Origin of the sequence: Ferrimonas gelatinilytica (assembly GCF_039544205.1) — a bacterium.
Lineage (GTDB): Bacteria > Pseudomonadota > Gammaproteobacteria > Enterobacterales > Shewanellaceae > Ferrimonas > Ferrimonas gelatinilytica.
Genome location: NZ_BAABLF010000004.1, coordinates 12,836 through 33,973, shown reverse-complemented (window position 1 = coordinate 33,973; position 21,138 = coordinate 12,836). Strand labels below are relative to the sequence as shown.

Here is a 21,138-nt window from a genome sequence, read left to right as displayed (position 1 = left end):
GCCTTACTGGGCGCCGACCGGGAGAGTCGCCGGCGTGTAGGTGGCCTGGAAAAGGCGCTCACCGTTGATTTTGAAATCGTCAATCATACGCTGACCTTTATCACTTACCAGCCAATCGCTGAACACCATTGCGCCGTTGTGATTCAGATCAGGGTAACGGGTCTGGCTGATCAAAATGACCTGGTAGGGGTTGAGCAACACGGCGTCTTTTTCGAGGCAGATCTCCAGCGCCAGCTTGTCCTTAAACGCCAGGTAAGTCCCCCTGTCTGCCAGCACATAGGCGCCCATCTCGCTGGCGGTCAGCAGGGCGGGCCCCATTCCTTGTCCGATGGCGGCGTAACCGGTGAACTCGGGCTGGATACCGGCGGCTTGCCAAATGGCCAGCTCCTTGATGTGGGTTCCGGATTCATCCCCACGAGAGACGAAGGGCGCGCTGTGTTCGGCGATGGCGGTAAAAGCCGCCTGGACGTTTGGAGCCTGTCTGACGCCGGCAGGGTCGGCAACTGGGCCTAAGAGCACGAAATCATTGGCCATCAACTGACGTGGTAGACGGCCGTAACCCCGCTGGACAAACTCGGCTTCGGCGTCCGGTGCGTGGGTCATCACGAGATCCACATCACCGTTGCGCCCATGGCGCAGGGCCTTGCCGGTGCCCGTTGCGATCACCTGTACCTGGTAACCCGAATCACTTTCAAACTCGGGCAGCAAGTAGGCGAGCAGGCCGGAGTTATCTGTACTGGTGGTGGTGGCCAAACGGATGTTCGATGTCTCGGCCCCCATCACCGTCTGGGGTAAAGCCAGCAGGCCGGCGATTAGCAGCAGGGTCAATCGTTTCATCGTGCAGGATCCTTGACGTCAGGGGGCTGTGGGCTCGGTCACTTCGTACCTCTGTGACGAGGCAGCCGCATTACCGTTTTAAAGGCAAAAATAGTGCCAAATCAGCGAGGGGTGGTGTTTTTTGCCAAGGGTCACGTTTCTTATTGGCAACTTGGGTCAAAATGACGCAACTTACCTATTAACTCAGCCAAAATGACCAGACTGAGTCATTTTGAACCGGACATTAGCCGAGGGGAGCGCAGATCTCAGGATGGCAGAACAGTTGAAACAGACAACCGCGATGTCGGTGCTAGTGGTGGATGACGAGGCTGGGATGCGCTCGTTCCTGAAGAAGGCGCTGACGCGCCGCTTCACCCTGGTGGAGACCGCTGGGAGCGTCGAGGAGGCGGAGCAGCTGCGAAGTCGTTGTCATTTTGACCTGCTGATTGTTGATATCAGCCTGCCGGGCCGTGATGGTATCGAGTGGCACGAGGCGCTGGATCATGATACCCGCCGCTCTGATGTGATCTTCATGACCGGGTTTGCGGATATGGACACGGCGATCCGGGCCCTGAGGGCCGGAGCCGCGGATTTCATTCTTAAGCCTTTTCGGCTTGAGCAGATGCTGCAGGCGGTGGACCGTTGCATTGAGCGGCGGCTGCTTCGGCGTGAAAACCTGATGTTGCGCAGGGAGATGGCGCAGAGTCATCCCAGCACCATCATCGGTAACAGCATCAATCTGCTTCAGGTCAAGGAGGTGATCCGCCGGGTGGCGCCCACTAACTCAGTGGTGCTGATCGAGGGGGAGTCCGGAACTGGTAAGGAGCTGGTGGCACGCTCCCTGCACCAGTTGTCGGGCCGCAGCGGCACCTTTGTGGCCGTCAACTGCGGCGCCATTGCGCCGGAGCTGCTGGAGAGTGAATTGTTCGGTCATATCGCCGGGGCCTTTACTGGCGCCCGTAATGCCCGGGAGGGGCTGTTCAGTTTTGCCTCTGGCGGCACCATCTTCCTGGACGAGATCGGCGAGATGCCGCTGCAGATGCAGACCTCCCTGTTGAGGGTGCTGGAGCAGCGTACCATTCGGCCTGTAGGCTCCGAGAAGGAGCTGCCGGTGGATGTCCGTGTGGTGGCGGCGACCAATCGGGAGCTGCTTGAGGAGGTGGAGGCGGGGCGCTTCCGCCGGGATCTTTACTATCGCCTTAACGTGTTGAACATCCGTATTCCCCCTCTGAGGGAGCGACCGGATGATGTGGTGGACTTGGTGCACCATTTTACTCGCCAGTTGTCTGCTGAACTGGGAGTACGGGAGGTGGCTTGGAGCCATGAAGATCTGCAGGTGATGCAGCAGCATGACTGGCCGGGCAACATTCGGGAATTGAGAAACATGGTGGAGCGCTGTCTCCTGCTCGGCAAGCCGCCGGCGGAGTACTGGCGCAGTCAGCAACTCGCACCGGAAGCGGAGCCGCTGGGGGAGGGGTATCCGGTGGATATGCCGCTCAAAGAGGTGGAAAAGTGTCACGTGCTGAAGGTGGTCGAGGAACAAGGCGGCAATAAGTCTGCCGCTGCCCGTATCCTTGGGGTATCCCGAAAGACGTTGGATCGAAAGTTTAAGGAATGGGATCTGGCGGAGTAATGTGGAACCGTTGGCAGCGACTGTTTCGTAACGACATCAAAGTACTGACCAGCACGGTTCGCTACCGGCTGCTGGTGCTGATGCTGCTGCCTGTCCTGGTGACTCTGGCCAGTCTCGTCTTCATTACCATCTACTGGAACGTCACCTACACCAGCACCCAGCTGTTTATGAAAGTGCGCTCCGACCTGGCGGTGGCCCAAGGAGTGGTGGATGCCCAATCCCGCAGCCAGGTGAGCTCATTGGCTGGGCTGCAATACGGTTGGGAATTTAATCGCCTGGTTCAGACGCTGACCCGCTCGGATCGGGCTATGGATAGGTTGTTAGAACAGAGCCGCGAGCGACTGGGGTTGACCTTCCTGCGTCTGCTCTCCATTGAGGCGGTGCAGCAGGATGCGATGCTGAGGCCGCTTATTCCCTCTGATGGTGAACCTGGCCGATCCAGCTTACAGGTGTTGAGTCGGGCCCAGATGCTGAGGATCAGTCCGGTACTGGCACGTGATGCCAGCATGGCGCTGGAACCGACTCCGATGGCGCAGGTTCCGCTGAAGGGGTTTGAGCAACGGGGGATGGTGCTGCGCTCCCTGGTAGCGGTGCATGACCAGCAAGGAAGGCACATCGGTTTCCTCGATGGGGGCCTGCTGCTCAACCATGATACCGAGTTGGTGGATCAGATCCGCTCCCTGACCTACGCCGAGGGGACGCTGCCTCCCCGCGCCCGTGGGACAGTGACCCTGTTTCTGGATAACGTGCGGATCAGCACCAATGTGCCCTCTCAGGATGAATATGGTCGTGCGGTGGGCACTCTGGTCTCGGAACAGGTGAGGCTGAAGGTGCTGGAAGCGGGCCAGATGTGGGTGGACCGGGCTTTTGTCTACAACGACTGGTATATCTCCGCCTACGCCCCGCTTGAGGATATCCAGGGCAACCGCATTGGGATGATCTACACCGGATTCACCGAGGCCCCTTTCGTCTACAACTACCTGCTCAACATCTTCGAGCTGGGCACCATCCTGCTCCTGGTTCTCCTGGGATCCGGCCTGGCGGTGTACTTCGGTGCCCGGGGATTGTTGCGACCCATCGACCGCATCCACTCGGTGGTGCGGGAGGTTCAAGAGGGCAAGGATCGTCGTATCGGGGATCTCGGACTGGATCCTGCCAACGAGTTGGCACAACTCAGCCGCCAGTTTGATCGCATGCTGGATCAGTTGCAGGAGCGCAACCGACAGATCCAGCTGGCCAACGAGCAGCTGGAGCAGAAAGTGGAGCAGCGTACCGCCATCCTCAAGGAGCGGACCCTGCAACTTAAGCGCAATATCACCCTGCTGGAGGAGACCCGGCAGCAGTTGGTGACCAATGAGAAACTGGTTGCCCTGGGCGAGATGACGGCGGGGATTGCCCATGAGATCAACAATCCGACGGCGGTGATACTCGGCAACATCGAACTGATTCAGATGGAGCTTGGGGAGGATGCTGCCAAGGTGGACGAGGAGATTGAACTCATCTTCCAGCAGGTGCAGCGGATCAAGGGGATCATCCAGTCCCTACTGCAGTACGCCCGACCGGGGGACTTGGCAATGCCTCTGGAACGCCAGGCGATCAACCCCATTATCGAGGAGATGCTGGTGTTGGTGCGTCACTCCCTGCGCAAGCAGCAGGTGGAGGTGATTCTGGATCTTAATGCCGATCAGCAGGTGGAGGTGAACCGGCAGCAGCTGTTGCAGGTTTTGATCAATCTGGTGGTGAACGCGGCACATGCCCTGGACGGTAAGGGTGAGGTTCGGGTCAGCAGTGGTAACTGGTTGGACGGTGAGCAGGTGAAAGGGGTCTGGATCTCGGTTCAGGATGACGGTGCTGGGATCCCCGAGGAGCTGCAGTCACGTATTTTCGACCCATTTTTCACAACCCGTAAGCAGGGGACGGGCCTGGGCTTGTCGCTCAGCTATGGGATCATTCGTCGTTTCGGTGGGGTGATGGAGGTGGAATCCACACCTGGGGTGGGTTCCACATTCAGGGTTTGCTTACCGCTGCACTGTCCCGTGCTCAATGGTAACGAGGGAACCCCCATTACGCTGCAGCAGCGATTGCCGAGCGGTGACAACGATAGGGGATGATAGGGTCGGGTTCGGCGCGAAAAGGGGCAGTTAGGAACGGGAGGAGTGAGAGCGCCTCTTTTTACCAAAGGCACTGCTCACTCCCGAGTTGACGTCAGTCGGGCCAAACGGCCGCCGGTGCGTTAACTGACGCTGTACCCCTTGCCCTCCATGCAGGCCTTGAAGGCCCGGTCATACAGTTCCATCTGCTCTTGGCGTCGTTGCTGGTTCTGCTCCAGCATCTGCTCGTTATGCTCGCTCTTACGGCGCTGCTTGGCACCGCCGCTGAGTACGCCAACGCCGGCACCGATGGCGGCCCCTTTTCCGGCGTCGCCAGCGATCGCGCCTATGATGGCGCCTTTGGCTGCGCCGCCCAAGGCGCCCCGGGCTCGCTCGCCCCCCACCTCTTGACGGGCCGGTGCCGCTTCACCGGCCAGTTCGATCGGGTCTACCCCAGTGGTATCCGTGGCCCACAGCTGGCACTCGACCTGATCCTTGCGTTGCTGCTCTGGCGTCTGCCCCTGGGCTGGATAGATGATGGGGTTGGCCCAGGCGGCTACGGAGAGCAATGATGCAAACAGAACAATGAAACGCATGGGTACCTCGTCAATATCAATAATAATGCGTCTGTGACTGCAAGCTTAGCGCCTTGGCGTTCAAAGAAATGCGCTTCCGATCGGCTTTTTGACCGGTTTATCCCCCCCTTTAACTGCCGCTCCAGAGCAGCTTCCCGCAGTCGGTGAGGTCGTAGCCGCCCAGACGTTGGGCCTGGGCCTGGGTATCGGGACTTTGCATGATCCGGAATAACTGCTGCAGATTCTGGCGAAAGAACACGCCCTGAGCCATGACAAAGTCAAAGGACTCGCGCCCGAGGGGTACGAAGGCGAGTCCGAACTCACCGGCGATCCCCTGACAGCCGAAGCCAAAGTCCGCTTCCCCCCGGGCGATACCCGCCGCCATCTCTCGCTCGGTCAGGACGGTGGCCACCAGGTTGATATCGTCAACGGTCAGACCTCGCTCCGTTAACCAGTTATTGAAGTGGTAGCGCGTTCCTGATCCCTCCTGGCGGGTCAGCCAGCGGTAGCGCAGCGAAACGGCCTGGTCGACACTCTGTCCCAGGTGATGATGTTCGTTTCGCATCAATAAACCAAACTCTCTGCACGCGGCGTGGACCAGAGCCCACTGCTTGTGGGCCGGGTAGCGACTGAGCAGGGCCGGATGACGCAGGTCGCGCTCCGCCGCGCTGCCCCAGTGAATGCAGCAGATGTCGGTGTAACCCTGGGACAGGTGAGAGAGGCCAAGCCGGCTGTCAGTCGGGGAGTAGTTGACCAAGCCTGCGGCCCCAAGCTCCTGACCGACCCGACCTACCGCCCAGTGCAGCAAGGGGTCGTCCGAACCGGTAATAATCAAGCGGTCGGACAGCATGCCGCTGTGGCAGGAGTCGATCACCCATCGATCGATGAGGGATTTGGGAAACAGCCATTTACCCGTGATCTTGGTGCCCGGGAGCTGTCGCTCGTTGGCCATTGCATAGACTTTCTTCTCGTTCAGGTCCAGATAATCCGCCACCTGTCGGGCATTCAAAAAGGGGTTGTCGACAGGGTCGTTCATGCCTGGCCCCCATCAAATTCGACGGTGTCGGCGCCGTGGTAGATAAGAAAGTGGCGACCCTTGGCACGGGCGATCATGGTGATTCCCAACTGCTGAGCCAGGCTCAGGCCCATCTCGGTGATCCCGGACCGGGAGAGCAGGACCGGGATCCCCATTTTCGCTACCTTGATCACCATCTCCGAGGTGAGTCGCCCGGTGGTGTAGAAGATCTTGTCGTCGCCCTTCAGCCCATCCAGCCACATATCCCCGGCTAAGGTATCCACTGCGTTATGGCGACCGACATCCTCGACAAAGCTAAGGATCTGGTCGTCCTGGCAGATCCCGCAGCCATGGACGGCACCGGCATTCTTGTAGGTGTCATTGTATTGTCCGAGGTTTTTTAGCAGGGCGTAGATCCCGCTCTGGCTCAGGTGCGGCTTGGTCAACCGGATCTGGTCGAGACCGGCAGTAAAGTTGCCATATACCGTGCCCTGGCCGCAGCCGCTGGTGACGGTTTTCTCCGCCAGTTTGTCCCGCACATGGGTGGTGTCCTCGCGAGTGATGACCGCGGCGGAGTGCACCTCCCAGTCCACGATGACGGACTCAACCTGCTCGATATCACTGATAAAGCCCTGGTTTTTCAGATAACCCAGGGCCAGTGCCTGTGGCCGGGCACCCAGGGTCATCAGGGTGACTATGGGTTGCCAGTTCAGGTAGAGGGTGAGCGGGCGCTCACAAGCGATCATCTTATCCTGGACCTGGCCATGCTCATCGACGGCGGTCACCGCCAGGGTCAGAGGCGCTTCGGTGTGGGTTTGGGAGAGTCGGGGACGGTGGGTCACTGGGCTCATGGTGGTGATCTTCTGGCTCATGGGAAACGGTGAGAAACGAGCGATGCAATATATGTTCCATCACTCGACAGAGTCACAACATGCTGGCGGTCACACTTCAGGAGATGAAGCGCCCCAAGTTGTCTGGTGAAAACAGACAGAATGTCCAGAGCTTGCCAAATAGTGTGACCATCCTCCGGTAAAGTAGGCTATCTATTGTTGGAACGATTTTTGCATATACCCTGTTAGTTACTGAAGCCGAATATCGGGTGATCGATGCAACATAGCGAATCTCTGTGGCAACTGGATGTCACGCTCAAATCTCAGCACGTTCAGGTTGGCCGCTGGAGCCAGGTACGCTGGGAAGTCGATCAACTGCTCCCCGCACGAGGGGAGAAGCCGGAAGGGGCGTATCGGGTGATGATGGAGCTGTTTCTCGATGAGCGCGCCAACTACCGCCTTAACCTGGATCTGCCCAATCCGAAGCTTTTCATCATCTGTGATGACAAGGGAGATGGCGTCCCGATCCCGATGCAGATAACTGCCAACCAGAATGTGGCGGCCGGTGCTCTGGAGGGCGACACGCCGGTGTTGACCTGTCCCATTCCGGATGCCATCGGCTGCTGGCTGGAATCGTTCCTGACGCGCCACGGCGAGCAGCCGATCACGGCCCATCGGCGCCGGCACATTGATGTTCGTGACGAGATGAAGCCCAAAGGGGGTAAGGCATGAGCGGATTTCTGGATCGCTGGCAGCGCCGCCGGGCGGCGGTTGCCGAGGAGGAGGCGAAGCAGGCTCGAGAGGAAGCGGAGGAGCTCGAATCGTCGGCGATGCCTGGAGAGGCGGTTGAAGCCGTAGAGTCGGACCAAGCCGCGGAGGTACAGGAGGAGCCCGAGGCACCACTGCCAGACCCCGAAGAGATTGAAGAGGGCGGCAGCTTCGCGGCCTTTATGCGTCCCGATGTGGCAGCGGACAAGCGCCAGGAGGCGTTGAGGGCGCTCTGGAAGCAGCCGCACTACAACGTGCGGGATGGCCTCTGCGAGTACGATCTGGATTATGCCGCGCAACCTAAGCTCAGCGCCAAAGTGGCGGCTGAACTGGCTGAGAAGGTCTTTCGTCACATGGTTAAAGATGTCGAGGAGGGGGCTGAGAGTGCGGTTGCGCAACTGGACAAAAAGTCACCAGAACCCACCGGGCAGGAGCAGGAACCTGGACAAAAAGTCGCATCTGAAGAGGGTGGTGCAGACGACGGACAGACTCCAGCGTAACCAACAGGACAGGAACGAGCTCGAGCGCGGTACGAATCTTGCTCATCTTTTGATGCAGTTCATCGCTCGTCCCTGGCAACAGAATTACTATAAGAGCTACGAATCATTTAGGAACGCACAGTGAGCAAACTTGAAATCGGTGCAGCGGATCCGGCCCGTGAGCAGAGCCTAGCCCAAATCACCATGCTGGAAAATCTGATACCCCAGACTGTCTCTTACCAGACAGCGGGGCACCTGTTGATCCTTGGGTCCGAAGACAGAATCCGCCTGGCGGCTTCCAAGCTGGTGGCCTCTTCGGCGTCCTTGGCCAGCGTAACCCTGCTCGCGACGGATGCCATCAGTTGCCAGGATGATGAGTATCTGGAGCAGGTGATGGCGGCGGCGGAAGCAACAGAAGCTCTTCCGGCATACTTCAGCCGGGATGTGCAGATCAGCGGTTTTCTCGGTCAGTTTCGAGTGGTTATCCGGGAGTCGGAGGGCGGTTCACCCATTGAGTTGTCGCTGGGCGCGGTTCGGCGTCCGCACTACGATCTGGTGCTGGATCTCGGCCAACAGCCGGTTCTCAGCCTGGAGTTGTTGCCCCCTGGCTATTTTCACCCGGGAGAGGACAGCGACAAGCTGGCGGATGCGCTGGCGCAACTGCCCGAGCTGGTTGGTCAGTTCGACAAGCCCCGCTACGTCACGGTCAACAGCGATATCTGTGCGCACCACTCCAGCAACATTGAGGGCTGTACCCGTTGCCTCAGCGTGTGCCCGGCGGATGCCATCAGCTCCCAGGAGGGAGCCATACAGATTGATCCCTACCTTTGCCACGGCGCCGGAAGCTGCTCCAGCGCTTGCCCGACCGGCGCTATTCAGTACGACCAGCCTACTCCAGCGGTGTTGAAGGATTACCTCAAGCGCCTTCTCACCCGTTACCAATCTTTGTCGGATCAGCGTCCGGTCGTGCTGCTGCATGATCAGACTCTGGGCCAACAGGCCATTGCCGGGCTCAACCAGCTGCCCGGAGGGGTTCTGCCTATTGCCCTGGAAGAGGTGGCCGTGGCAGGCATCGATAGCTGCCTGGCCGCGTTGGCCTGGGGGGCTCGCCAGGTGATCATCCTGACTACCCCGGTTACCCCACCGACCCTGCTGACGCTGGTGCAAAATGAATTGACGCTCGCCCGCACCCTGCTGGAGGCGATCGATCTTGAAAAAGACCGCCTCTGCCTGCTGGACAGTGATCAGCTGGCGCAGTTGGGCGGCATGGTGGCACAGAGTGCGAATTGGCCGACACTGCCGGTCGCGGCGTTTGGCAAAGACCTGGCGAAGAGGGACACCCTGTTTAATGCGCTGGACCATCTCAATGGCACCGCCGCCAACTCTGAGGCCATACTGGAGCTGGGCCGAGTGCCCTATGGCCAGGTCTCGGTGAATGTCGACAGCTGTACCCTGTGCATGAGCTGCACAGCACTCTGCCCCACTGGCGCGTTGCAGGATGGAGGTGAAAAGCCCGCCCTGAAATTTACTGAGCAGCCCTGTGTCCAGTGCGGGCTGTGCGAAAAGGCCTGTCCAGAGAAGGCGATCACGTTACAGCCCAGGGTGCTGCTGGATCGTGAGGCGCGTCAGCAGCAGCGGGTGCTGAAAGAGGAGGAACCCTTCGAGTGCATCACCTGCGGTAAGCCTTTTGCCACCAAGGCGGTGATAGAGAAGATGACCGTTGCTCTGGCCAGTCACAGCGCCTTTGCTGGTGATGCGGCGAAGCGACTGAAAATGTGCGAAGACTGTCGAGTGAAGGATCTCTTTTCCGACCTTCTCAATGATCCGGAAAAACAACTGCGGGTTTGACTCCGAGGTACCTATGACACAACAACAAAACCGAGTCGTGACCGAGCACCAGCAGCTGCGCGCCGATATCTATCAACTGCTGGCGGCGCTGTTACGTCAGACTCCAACTGCAGACCTGCTACAGTTTCTGTCGGAGCTTGAGCTGGATAGCGACAGTGATAATGCGATGAACCGTGCCTGGCATGGTTTGAAGCTGGCGGCTCAGGGCCAGGAGGTGGCCCCGCTGGAAGATGAGTATTTCAATCTGTTCATCGGCCTGGGACATGGTGAGGTGATTCCCTATACCAGTTGGTACCTGACCGGCTCCCTGATGGACCAGCCCCTGGCCCTGTTGCGTCAGGACTTGGCAAGGTTGGGATTCGCCCGACAGGATGAAGTGAAAGAGCCGGAGGACCATCTGGCCGCCCTGTGCGAGGTGATGGCTCATCTGCTGCTTGAGGCTGGACAGCATGAGCAGTTGACGTTCTGGCAGCGTCACCTGGCCCCCTGGGTAGAAACCTTCTTTACGGACCTCGGTAAGGCCAAGAACGCAGCTTTCTACGCCGCTGTGGCAGCGCTGGGAACCGCCTTTTTTGCCACTGAGAAGACCACATTTGGCAACCAGGTTTTGGACGTGAACGTCCAGCAGACTGGTTAAGCCCTGATGGGCATGCCCCGCTGACGGGGTTGAAGTACGGACACGCCATCAGGCAGAGAGTTCCGGTGGTGGGGCAGTGGGTTGTCGCCTCACCTTTAACTCACGTACACCTTTAGGAGGTGTTTATGCAAGACAGGCAGCCCCGTAAGGACCGCCGCGCCGCACTCAAGGCCCTTGGCCTGGGAGCTGGCGCCGTTGCCCTGGGCAGCAAAGCGGTGCACGCATCCCCCCGCGATGTAGAAGTCGCGTCCGACGCGAAGCCCCAAGGCTATCGCGAAACCGAACATATCCTTTCCTACTACGCCACTGCGCGTAACTCTTAGGGGGTCAGGATGAAACTTACACCTTCTGTACAAGCCAAAGCATCCACTTGTGAGAGTGGTGGTTTGGGCCTCAATCGGCGTCAATTCCTGAAACGGGCAGGGGTCACTACCGGCGGCATCGCCGCCGCCTCCATGCTCGGCACCGGCATGATAAAGAAAGCGCAGGCGGCAGATGCCGCGGGTTCCGGCGAGATCAGCACCGTTCGCACCATCTGCTCCCACTGCAGCGTGGGATGTGGCGTTTACGCCAAAGTTCAGAACGGCGTCTGGATCGAGCATGAGCCGGCTTTTGATCATCCCATCAACCGGGGTGCGCATTGTGCCAAAGGGGCGTCACTCATTCACCACACCCACAGCGAGAAACGGGTTAAGTACCCGATGAAGCTGGAGAATGGTAAGTGGAAGAAACTCAGCTGGGACGAAGCGATCGACCAGGTTGGCGATCTCATGCTCAACATTCGGGAGGAGTCCGGCCCCGATTCCATCTACTTCATGGGTTCGGCCAAGACCAACAACGAGCAATCCTATCTGTACCGCAAGTTGGCGGCGATGTGGGGAACCAACAACGTTGACCACTCTGCACGGATCTGCCACTCCACCACGGTAGCCGGGGTCGCCAATACCTGGGGCTACGGCGCCATGACCAACTCTTACAACGACATGCACAATTGTAAGAGCATGCTGTTTATCGGCTCCAACGCGGCGGAAGCGCACCCGGTTGCTATGCAACATGTCTTGATAGGCAAAGAGCGGGGCGCCAAGATGATCGTGGTCGATCCCCGCTTTACTCGTACCGCCGCCCATGCGGACCAGTACGTTCATATTCGTCCCGGTACCGACATCCCCTTCATCTACGGCCTGCTCTGGCACATTTTTGAGAATGGCTGGGAAGATCAGGACTTCATCGACCGCCGGGTCTGGGGACTGGAGAAGATCCGCGAGGAGGTGAAAAACTACCCGCCGGCGGAAGTGGAAACCATCTGTGGCGCCGGTGAGAAGGAGGTGTACCGGGTTGCTAAAACCCTGGCCGAACATCGTCCCGGCACCATTGTCTGGTGCATGGGCGGAACCCAGCACACCATAGGTAACGCCAACACCCGTGCCTACTGCATTCTGCAGCTGGCGCTCGGTAACATGGGGGTGTCCGGTGGTGGAGCAAACATCTTCCGTGGCCACGATAACGTGCAGGGTGCGACCGACTTCGGACTGCTGTTCGACAACTTGCCGGGTTATTACGGTCTGGCGGAGGGAGCCTGGCAACACTGGAGTCGGGTGTGGGAGCTGGATTACGAGTGGGTTAAGTCCCGCTTCGACCAGGGCAGCTACCTCGGCGCTCAGCCGATGTTTTCCGCCGGGATCCCCTGCTCCCGTTGGCACGATGGGGTACTGGAAGACAAGGCCAAGATCGGCCAGAAGGACAACATTCGCCTGGCGTTCTTCCTCGGCCAATCCGTGAACACCGAAACCCGGGGGCGCGAGGTACGTGAAGCCCTCAACAAGATGGACGCGGTGGTTGTGGTCGACCCCTATCCGACCATGGCCGGGGTGATGCACACCCGCAAGGACAACGTGTTCCTGCTGCCGGCGGCCACTCAGTTTGAGACTTACGGATCAGTATCCAACTCAAACCGCTCTCTGCAGTGGCGTAGCCAGGTGGTGGAGCCGGTATTCGAGTCCAAGCCGGACCACGAGATCATGTACTTGATCGCCAAGAAAGTGGGGATCGCCGACCAGATGTTCAAGAACATCAAGGTTGAGGGCAGTGTGCCACTGATCGAGGATATCGTCCGTGAGTACAACCGCGGCATGTGGACCGTCGGCTACACCGGGCAGTCGCCGGAGCGCCTCAAGCAGCACCAGGAAAACTGGGGCACCTTCGAGTTTGAGGATCTGCAAGCGAAAGGGGGTCCCTGTAAAGGGGAAACCTACGGCTTGCCGTGGCCCTGCTGGGGTACACCGGAGCAGAAGCACCCGGGAACCCATATCCTCTATGACACCTCCAAGCACATCCTTGAGGGGGGCGGTAACTTCCGTGCCCGCTTCGGGGTGGAGTACGAGGGGGAAAACCTGCTGGCCGCAGACCCCGGTTCCAAGGGGAATGAGATCGGCGATGGCCATCCGGAGTTCACCGCCGACATGCTCAAGCAGCTGGGCTGGTGGGATGACCTGACACCGGAGGAGAAGGAGCAGGCAGAGGGACGCAACTGGAAAACGGATCTCTCCGGCGGTATCCAGCGTGTGGCGATGAAGCATGGGTGCATTCCCTTCGGTAATGCCCGGGCTCGCTGCCGCGTCTGGACCTTCCCGGATGAAGTGCCTATCCACCGTGAACCCCTGTATACCCCGCGCCGTGAACTGGCGATCAAGTATCCCAGTTACGATGACCGCCAGGTTGCCCGACTGCCTACGCTCTACAAGTCTATCCAGGAGAAGGTGCGAAACGAGGATCTGGACCGCAAGTTCCCGATGATCGTGACCACCGGACGTCTGGTGGAGTATGAGGGGGGTGGCGAGGAAACCCGTTCCAACCCTTGGCTGGCCGAGTTGCAGCAGACGATGTTTGTCGAGATGAACCCGGCAGACGCGGCGGACCGCGGCATCCGAGATGGCGACAGCGTGATTTTGCATTCGCCGGAGGGTGCCAAGCTGCATATCAGTGCGATGGTCACCGAGCGGGTGATCCCCGGAGAGTGCTTCATGCCTTACCACTTCGCCGGGATCTTCGAAGGTGAGTCGCTGGTTCCCAGCTATCCGGATGGCACGGTGCCCTATATCCAAGGGGAGTCTGCCAATACGGCGATGACCTACGGCTATGACATCGTGACTCAGATGCAGGAGACCAAGGTGTCGATCTGCCAGATCAGCAAGGCTTAAGGAAGGGAGACGTGACTTATGGCTACGATGAAATTCCTGTGTGACACCAAACGCTGCATCGAATGCAACGGTTGTACGGTCGCCTGTAAGAGTAAAAACGACAGCTCCCTGCAGTGGGGGGTATCACGCCGTCGCGTGGTGACCCTCAACGATGGGGTTGTGGGTGAGGAGGCCTCCATTTCGGTGGCCTGCATGCACTGTTCCGACGCCCCTTGCATGGCGGTGTGCCCGGCGGACTGTTTCGAGCAGACCGCCGACGGCATTGTTCGCCACAGCAAGGATAAATGCATTGGCTGCGGTTACTGCCTGTACGCTTGCCCCTTCGGTGCGCCTCAGTTTCCGAAGAAAACCACCTTCGGTGGCAAGGGCAAGATGGACAAGTGTACATACTGTGCCGGGGGGCCAGACGCGGAGGTGGGTTCTGAGAAGGAAGCGCGCCTCTACGGGGCCAACCGGATTGCCGAAGGCAAGCTGCCATTCTGTGCTGAAGTGTGTGCCACCAAGGCCCTGTTGGCCGGTGATGCGGATGTAATCTCTGGGATCTTCCGCCAGCGGGTTGCAGTGCGTGGTGCCGAGAACGCCGGCTGGGATGGCTAAGGAGGCAGTATGAACGCGACATTAAGGCGAGGCCTGGTGCTGCTGCTTGTCATAGTGGCAGGCGCAGCCTGGGGCGCCTCTACGGAGCCGAATGATGCGCTGGTGGCCAAGGCGGTCATGGCTGCTCAGGCGGCGGAAGTGGAGGGAGCGCAAGCCAAGACCGAGGGCCTGAATCCACTCTGGTTGCAGGTGAAAAATGGCGAGACCGGAACGACCCAGTCTAACGGGTCCTTCCATGCCAGTTTGATCAACACCTACGACCCCGGCCTGATTCAGGCCCGACCAAGTTGGATTGCACCGGCACTGGCGCTGGCGCTGTTCGGAATGATCCTGGTTTTCGCCGTGTTCTCGTTGGTTAACGGTGCGGCGAAACTGGAGAAGGGCTTTTCCGGTGTGGAGGTGCTGCGTTGGCCCAAGGTCGACATCGTGATCCATTGGCTGATGGCCATTCCCTGCCTGCTCCTGATCGTGACGGGTCTGGCGCTGCTCTCCGGGCGCTTTGTCTTCGGTGACTATCTTGGAGCCGAAGGGGTAGGGGCCTTGGCCGGTATCGCTAAGCCAGTTCATGACTATATGGCGGTTCCCTTCTCCATCTTCGCGATTTTAGCGATGCTGCGGTGGATGAAGCACAACATTCCGGCCCGCTATGATCTGAAGTGGTTCCTGGTGGTGGGGGGATACCTGAATTTCGGTCCCTTCAAGGGAAAACACCCCGATTCGGGATTTTCCAATGCCGGTGAGAAGCTTTGGTTCTGGTGTTTTACGCTGTTTGGGTTGGCCCTGATAGGCTCGGGCGCGGTGATGCTGTTCCCGGAATATATCAACCCCTCACGTACGGCGAGCCTGACCGCCATCATGATCCATGGCGCTTCTGCCATCATCCTGACCGGCTTTACTGTGGTGCATATCTTTATGGCCACCGTGCTGTCGGAAGGGGGATTCCGGTCCATGGTCACGGGGTATTGCGATGAGAACTGGGCCAAGCAGCACCACAATGTGTGGTACGACGAACTGAAGGCCAAGGGCAACATCGAGTATCGCGAGGCCTAATCCCGACTCTCGGCTGATAAGCCTTTAAAGCCCCGCTTAGCGGGGCTTTTTTATACCCCACCTTCCAGATAGGATTAACACTCAGTCGATTGTGATTGGATTATTCAAGAAGTGGTGGATCTGCCGTATGGGTCTGAGACACAGAGACGTCATACGATGCGGAGAAACTCTTCTATTCTGGGCAAGGAGGCCTTGATATGAAAAAGTTCGTCCTGACTCTGGTGGTCGCCATGCTGCTGTCTGCCTGTGCATCCCCCTACCTGCCACGGACCAACCGTGGGCAGCTGCCCGGCTACGAACCCCAAGTGATCACCAGCATGGCAGAGTTGCAAGGGATAGAGGAAGCCTACGCCGACCCCCTGCATCAATTCACACTCTCTCCCACGGTCACCAACTTCAGTCGTCAATTCCCCCGGCATCATCGTTTGCCCAACCTTGGGGCGCGCCAACGTTACCAAGTTTCTCTGGATCAACGCTATGTATTGAGCAGGGACGACCAACTCGTGACGGGCTATAACTGGTTCTCGTTTTTCGCGAACTTGGCTTCGAAGGGGCGTTATGACAACCGTGATCAGTTGGAAACGTCGCCCAAGCTCTACCGGCAGTTTTTGACCTTCGAGTGGGAAGGCGAAGATTACCTCGGGTATACCGTGGTCGAGCGCTACTGCACCAGTGACCGCCACAATACCCTCAATTGTGATTATTGAGCCTCGTCAGGGATGGCATGGCCGATCAGTGGAGCGTATCCCCAAGCTCGCTGACTGACAGTGCCACCTCGGCGTTCATGCGATAAAGGTTCGATAAAATGAGATAAATGGGCCGTTTATTTGCGATTTTGTTTCTATTTGTTGGGTTTAAACTGATTTGGTATCCACTTAATGATTAAAGGAACGGCCATGAGTGACCTTCGTAACCCGACTCCGTATGCTGCAGCGGACCTGCTGGCCCGATTGGCGCTGGCATTTATTTTTGTGGTGGCTGGCTATAACAAGATCGGTAACTTTGCTGGAACTCAGGGCTGGATGGAGTCAATGGGGGTAGCTGGTGTGCTGCTCTACCCGGTTTTGCTGCTGGAGCTGGGAGGCGGGATAGCCCTGATCCTGGGCTATCAGACGCGACTGGTTGCCGCTTTGCTCGCCGCCTTTTGCGTGGCGTCCGCCATGCTCTTTCACAGTGACCTCGCGAATGACTTCAACAGCTTTGCCAAGAATATCGCCATGTCCGGTGGATTCCTGCTGCTGGTGCTTCATGGGCCTGGCCGCTTCAGCCTGGACGCGCGACGAACCCAATGAGCGAACGGACGGACGCGGTAAGACAGCGTTCGCGTTCATGACCCGACTGAATACAGGAGCAACAAGATGGGACAACTGGTAAACGGTGTTTGGCATGATGAGTGGTATGACACTGAAAGCAACGATGGTGAGTTTGTCCGTGAGGAGGCCCAGTTGCGGCACTGGATCACTGCAGATGGCAGCCCAGGCCCCTCCGGTGAGGGGGGATTCAAGGCGGAGAAGGGGCGCTACCACCTTTACGTCTCATTGGCCTGCCCCTGGGCCCACAGGACCTTGATTTTCCGCGCCATCAAAGGACTGGAGAGATATATCGGTGTGTCTATTGTCAGTCCGGAGATGTTGGAACAGGGCTGGAGCTTTGACAAGGCCAGCGGCTCTACCGGGGACGCCTTGCACGACTTTGATTATCACCATCAGATCTACACCAAGAACAAAGCCGACTATAGTGGTCGGGTGACGGTGCCGGTACTCTGGGATCGTCACTCGCAGCGCATTGTCAGCAATGAATCCAGCGATATCATTCGCATGTTCAACAGCGCCTTTGATGACTTGACGGGCAACCACGACGACTACTGGCCCAAAGCGCTGCGCGACGATATCGAGGCGATCAACAAAGATGTGTACGACAACGTCAACAACGGGGTCTACCGGGCCGGTTTTGCCACGGAACAGGGAGCATACGAATCCGCTTATGATCGCCTGTTTGCGGCTCTGGATCGCCTGGAGGAGCGCTTGTCTGGGCAGCGCTACCTGGTGGGGGCTCAGATCACGGAAGCCGATTGGAGGCTCTTTACCACTCTAATCCGTTTCGATGCGGTGTACTTTGGCCATTTCAAATGTAACCGGCAGACACTGAGTAGTTTCCCTAACCTGTCCGGCTATGTACGTGAGTTGTACCAGTGGCCCGGAGTCGCAGAGACGGTGAACTTCGAGCACATCAAGCGTCATTACTATTACAGCCACGACATGATTAATCCCACTCGGATTATCCCGAAAGGGCCGGTGCTCGACTTCAAGTCGCCCCATGGCAGGGAGTCGTTGGGAGGCTAAACTTAAAGGGAGCGAATCGGTCTGTATCACCCGAGAGGGGGGAGGCAGTTATGGCCGTAGCAATGCGAGTCAGTGATTATCTTGAAAGCCTTGGTGTGCGGTACTCCCTAGTGCCTCATGCCCATAGTCAGTCGGCGGTTCAGTCCGCATTAAATGCCGGGGTGCCTGTCCGACAAACGGCGAAAGGGGTGATGTTGGAGGATCACGAAGGGCGTCGCATTCTTGCCGTCGTGCCGGCGGGCAACCGGGTGATCCTGCGTAAACTGAGTGAGCAGCTGGGTTGCGAGCTCCACCTGATCCCTGAGTCCAAGCTCAAAGGCAGCTTTAGCGACTGTGAGTTGGGTGCGTTGCCGGCAACCGGTGAACCCTATCATGTTCAGTCGGTGTACGACGAGCAGCTGGCGGAGGAGCCTGAGGTGTATATGGAGGCGGGGGATCATGAGAACTTGGTGCGCCTCAGTCACCCGGACTTCCTTGCTGTCATGGCCAACCATCCCCATGGTCGCTTTAGCGTTGATCGCAGTGCCGATTATGGCCAGCCAAAGCGTGGCTGGGACTGGCAGTAGAGACCGTGCCGGTGGCGTTTTCCGGTTTCTAAAACCTCCGGGCAGTTCGCCGACGGGCTGACACTCCCTGCTGGTTATCGCATAATGGCCACCTCGATAACGATAACAAGGCAGGGACCATGCTCGCAGTAATGCAGGGGCGCTTGGATGCGTATCTTCGCCTCACCCGGTTGGATCGCCCCATCGGCACCTTTCTTCTATTCTGGCCCGCCATGTCCGCCCTTTGGTTGGCGGCGGGTGGGTTCCCCAAGCTTGATGTGTTCCTTATCTTCTTTGCCGGGATCTGGCTGATGCGGGCTAATGGCTGCATCATCAATGATTTTGCTGATCGCAAGCTGGATGGGCATGTGGAGCGTACCCGACACCGCCCATTGGCCAATGGAGAGATACGGGCAAAAGAGGCGCTGATCCTTTTCGCCGTAGTCGGCCTTGTCTGCTTCGCTCTGGTGCTGCAGCTCAATGCGTTGACGGTGCAGATGGCGTATGTCGGCATTTTGCTCACCATCATCTACCCCTTCACTAAGCGATTCCTTGCCGCGCCGCAGATGTTTCTCGGCGTGGTCTGGAGCTGGTCCATTCCGATGGCATTCGCCGCCCAGACCGGTGAGGTGCCCACCATCGCCTGGTACCTGTTCGCGGCCAACTGGTGCTGGACAGTCGCTTACGACACCATGTACGGCATGGTGGATCGCAACGATGATGTAAAGATCGGGATCCGATCCAGTGCAATCTGGTTTGGCCGTTGGGATCGTCACTGGGTTGGTGTCTTCCAGGTATTGACCCTGGTTTTGCTCTCCGGAGTTGGGCTCCGTCTCGGGTTGGGAATGTTCTATGCGCTGGCGCTGGCGGGGATGGCGATGCTGTTTGTTTACCAGCAGCGGTTGATCTTTGACCGGCAACGGCCAGACTGTTTCAAGGCGTTTCTCAACAACAACTGGGCCGGGGCAGTTCTCTTTACCGGCGTGGTGCTGGACCATGCCCTGTCTTAGGATAGGTGAGATCAGCAAACAAAACGGCACCCGAGGGTGCCGTTTTTGCTCTTGATGCCTGTCACTCAGGCTGCCGCAATGACCCGCGAGCGCAAAAACTGGGCCCGAGTTTGGGCGAACCAGCTCTGGTCAACCTGGCCCTGTTCGAAGTGGCCATACACCTTGTGGCTGCGGCCATAACCACTTTTCTCCAGCACTCGCTTGCTGGCGGTATGCGTATCGTAGAGATCCGCCTGCACCTTCTGTGCCCCAAGGTGGATAAAGGCGAAACGCGTCAACAGGCGACAAACCGCCGTCGCCAGGCCCAAGCCCCAATGAGCAGCAGGCAGCTGATAGCCAATGCTGAACTGACCAGGCTGGCCCTCAGTGGGTGTCAATACGGCCATGCCGGCGAAGGTGTTGGCTCCGTCCCTGATAGCGACCATCAGCGGCCCTTGTGACGGCTGACGCTGCTCGATAGCGTCGTCCATGGCCTGAAACTGGGGTAGGAAGTAGTCGTAGTACAACTGTTCGGAGGCGGGGGCAAAAAACAGGTGCCGGTTTACCTGTTCATCCGCCAGCATGGAGCAGATCGCCGGCATGTCACTCGGCTTGAGCAGTTCGAGGGTGTATTGACCCGACAGGGGCAGGCGATCACCGTTGAGCAGTGTGTGCAGAGTCATAACGCTCCTAACGACAGGGGAAGAAAAAGGCGGCGGGATTATCCATTAAGGACAAGCACGGATCTGTGATCGCTGTACAAAAAACGAACTCATCCTTGCCTGGCTCGGCACCGGGGGCGGCATGAGCGTTTCGGTAGCTTAACTTGCGATGGATGCGTGGAAGCCCGGTTATGGTGGTTGGGACTGCAACACGGAGTACGGCACGACAGATTCGGCGGTGTGAGGGTGGCGAGCCGATTCCGGTAAATCGGTGAGAGTGATTGCAGCCCGGGTTGCGTTGCCTGTCTTCTCTGACGTCCTAGAGCCGAAACCAGAGAGAAGAAAGGCACCCTGTGGGTGCCTTAGAGCTACTTCATGAAGGCATAGGCGTCGCCGAAGAGGTGTGCTTCGTCGATGCCATGCTGGCGGAACCGCTCCCGCGCCGCACCCGCCATCTCGAAACGTCCCGCGATGTAGACGTCGTAATCCAGCAAGCTGATGAAGTCCGCGCAGACAGCGTCGATCACCGTCCCTTGGCGGGCACCGGCGACCGGGTGGTCAAAGACCGGCACAAAGGTCAGCGCCGGGTGCTGGGCTTGCCAGCGCTCGGCAGCCTCCCGCAGATACATGCTCTGGGGGTCACGGCTCCCCCAGTAGAGGAAAGTCGTCTGACTATCGCCCTGTTGGATCAACCACTCCATCATGCTATTTACGTAGGAGAAGCCGGTACCACCGGCAATCAATACCCGGGGACGGCTGCTGTCGGGACGCAGGTAGGCGTCACCGAAAGGGGCTTCGATCTCGATTTGCGCTTCGCTATTGAGGCGGTCAACCACCTGCATGGCGTAGCCCTCGGCCACGGCGGCGCCGATATGCAGCTCCAGAGTATCGCCACCCGGTGCGCTGGCGATGGAAAAGGGACGTTTGTCCTGTTCACTCATCACGATGGTGAGGTACTGCCCCGGGCGGTAGGCCAGAGGGGCTGCCGGTTTGAGGATGGCTCGGTAGACGGTGTCATTAAAGGGCGTGACAGACACGACCTGGCATGAGATACGGCTCATAACG

General features: G+C 58.6%; 21 protein-coding genes. 15 read left to right on the top strand and 6 right to left on the bottom strand.

Annotated elements, in window-relative coordinates; translation table 11 throughout:
- Positions 1-3: 3 nt before the first annotated feature.
- Complete coding sequence (locus ABD997_RS01560) at positions 4-837, bottom strand: ABC transporter substrate-binding protein (RefSeq protein ID WP_425557025.1); 834 nt, start codon at positions 835-837, stop codon at positions 4-6.
- Between the two features lie 280 nt (positions 838-1,117).
- On the opposite strand from ABD997_RS01560, the gene ABD997_RS01555 reads away from it, so the two are divergent.
- Both ABD997_RS01555 and ABD997_RS01550 read left to right on the top strand, forming a co-directional pair.
- Positions 1,118-2,449: a sigma-54-dependent transcriptional regulator gene (locus tag ABD997_RS01555; RefSeq protein WP_425557031.1), complete on the top strand. Its 1,332-nt coding sequence runs from the start codon at positions 1,118-1,120 to the stop codon at positions 2,447-2,449.
- A complete protein-coding gene (locus ABD997_RS01550) occupies positions 2,449-4,560 on the top strand; it encodes a sensor histidine kinase (protein ID WP_345315253.1) in 2,112 nt (703 codons plus the stop codon). The genes ABD997_RS01555 and ABD997_RS01550 overlap by 1 nt, the downstream gene beginning before the upstream one ends.
- A 122-nt stretch (positions 4,561-4,682) precedes the next feature.
- Here ABD997_RS01550 and ABD997_RS01545 read toward each other — a convergent pair whose 3' ends face one another.
- From ABD997_RS01545 to ABD997_RS01535, 3 genes are all read right to left on the bottom strand, one after another.
- Entirely contained in the window at positions 4,683-5,135 is a 453-nt protein-coding gene (locus ABD997_RS01545; protein WP_345315252.1) for a glycine zipper family protein, read from the bottom strand.
- A gap of 109 nt (positions 5,136-5,244) precedes the next feature.
- On the bottom strand, positions 5,245-6,150 hold the full coding sequence (locus tag ABD997_RS01540) for a substrate-binding domain-containing protein (RefSeq protein ID WP_345315251.1): 906 nt from the start codon (positions 6,148-6,150) through the stop codon (positions 5,245-5,247).
- A complete protein-coding gene (locus ABD997_RS01535) occupies positions 6,147-6,980 on the bottom strand; it encodes a formate dehydrogenase accessory sulfurtransferase FdhD (RefSeq protein ID WP_345315409.1) in 834 nt (277 codons plus the stop codon). Before ABD997_RS01535 ends, ABD997_RS01540 begins: the two co-directional genes overlap by 4 nt.
- A gap of 255 nt (positions 6,981-7,235) precedes the next feature.
- On the opposite strand from ABD997_RS01535, the gene ABD997_RS01530 reads away from it, so the two are divergent.
- The 13 genes from ABD997_RS01530 (at position 7,236) to ubiA (ending at position 19,432) form a co-directional block, all read left to right on the top strand.
- Positions 7,236-7,691 carry a DUF3305 domain-containing protein gene (locus ABD997_RS01530; protein ID WP_345315250.1) on the top strand — a complete coding sequence of 152 codons (456 nt, stop codon included), beginning with the start codon at positions 7,236-7,238 and terminating at the stop codon, positions 7,689-7,691.
- Positions 7,688-8,227 (top strand): DUF3306 domain-containing protein, encoded by a 540-nt coding sequence (locus tag ABD997_RS01525; RefSeq protein WP_345315249.1) that lies wholly within the window; start codon positions 7,688-7,690, stop codon positions 8,225-8,227. The genes ABD997_RS01530 and ABD997_RS01525 overlap by 4 nt, the downstream gene beginning before the upstream one ends.
- 120 nt (positions 8,228-8,347) lie before the next feature.
- Positions 8,348-10,054, top strand: coding sequence for a 4Fe-4S binding protein (locus ABD997_RS01520; RefSeq protein WP_345315248.1), 1,707 nt, complete (start codon positions 8,348-8,350; stop codon positions 10,052-10,054).
- 13 nt (positions 10,055-10,067) lie between these two features.
- Complete coding sequence (locus tag ABD997_RS01515) at positions 10,068-10,691, top strand: TorD/DmsD family molecular chaperone (RefSeq protein WP_345315247.1); 624 nt, start codon at positions 10,068-10,070, stop codon at positions 10,689-10,691.
- 125 nt (positions 10,692-10,816) lie between these two features.
- Positions 10,817-11,014, top strand: coding sequence for a twin-arginine translocation signal domain-containing protein (locus tag ABD997_RS01510; protein ID WP_345315246.1), 198 nt, complete (start codon positions 10,817-10,819; stop codon positions 11,012-11,014).
- Between the two features lie 9 nt (positions 11,015-11,023).
- A complete protein-coding gene (locus tag ABD997_RS01505) occupies positions 11,024-13,888 on the top strand; it encodes a formate dehydrogenase subunit alpha (RefSeq protein ID WP_345315245.1) in 2,865 nt (954 codons plus the stop codon).
- Positions 13,889-13,906: 18 nt separating this feature from the next.
- A complete protein-coding gene (gene fdh3B, locus ABD997_RS01500) occupies positions 13,907-14,485 on the top strand; it encodes a formate dehydrogenase FDH3 subunit beta (RefSeq protein ID WP_345315244.1) in 579 nt (192 codons plus the stop codon).
- A gap of 117 nt (positions 14,486-14,602) precedes the next feature.
- The gene (locus tag ABD997_RS01495) at positions 14,603-15,535 is read left to right on the top strand and encodes a formate dehydrogenase subunit gamma (protein ID WP_425557030.1); all 933 of its coding nucleotides are present in this window, start codon (positions 14,603-14,605) and stop codon (positions 15,533-15,535) included.
- Between the two features lie 197 nt (positions 15,536-15,732).
- Entirely contained in the window at positions 15,733-16,242 is a 510-nt protein-coding gene (locus tag ABD997_RS01490) for a putative periplasmic lipoprotein (protein WP_345315242.1), read from the top strand.
- Between the two features lie 189 nt (positions 16,243-16,431).
- Positions 16,432-16,827 carry a DoxX family protein gene (locus ABD997_RS01485; RefSeq protein WP_345315241.1) on the top strand — a complete coding sequence of 132 codons (396 nt, stop codon included), beginning with the start codon at positions 16,432-16,434 and terminating at the stop codon, positions 16,825-16,827.
- A 66-nt stretch (positions 16,828-16,893) separates the two neighbouring features.
- Entirely contained in the window at positions 16,894-17,877 is a 984-nt protein-coding gene (locus ABD997_RS01480) for a glutathione S-transferase family protein (protein ID WP_345315240.1), read from the top strand.
- 50 nt (positions 17,878-17,927) lie between these two features.
- Positions 17,928-18,443, top strand: coding sequence for an aminoacyl-tRNA deacylase (locus ABD997_RS01475; protein ID WP_345315239.1), 516 nt, complete (start codon positions 17,928-17,930; stop codon positions 18,441-18,443).
- A 131-nt stretch (positions 18,444-18,574) separates the two neighbouring features.
- Positions 18,575-19,432, top strand: a complete 858-nt coding sequence (ubiA, locus tag ABD997_RS01470; RefSeq protein ID WP_425557029.1) for a 4-hydroxybenzoate octaprenyltransferase — start codon at positions 18,575-18,577, stop codon at positions 19,430-19,432.
- A 65-nt stretch (positions 19,433-19,497) separates the two neighbouring features.
- On the opposite strand, the gene ABD997_RS01465 is transcribed toward ubiA, so the two are convergent.
- Positions 19,498-20,094, bottom strand: a complete 597-nt coding sequence (locus tag ABD997_RS01465; RefSeq protein WP_345315237.1) for a GNAT family N-acetyltransferase — start codon at positions 20,092-20,094, stop codon at positions 19,498-19,500.
- A gap of 347 nt (positions 20,095-20,441) precedes the next feature.
- The gene (fre, locus tag ABD997_RS01460) at positions 20,442-21,134 is read right to left on the bottom strand and encodes an NAD(P)H-flavin reductase (protein WP_345315236.1); all 693 of its coding nucleotides are present in this window, start codon (positions 21,132-21,134) and stop codon (positions 20,442-20,444) included.
- Positions 21,135-21,138: the final 4 nt, after the last annotated feature.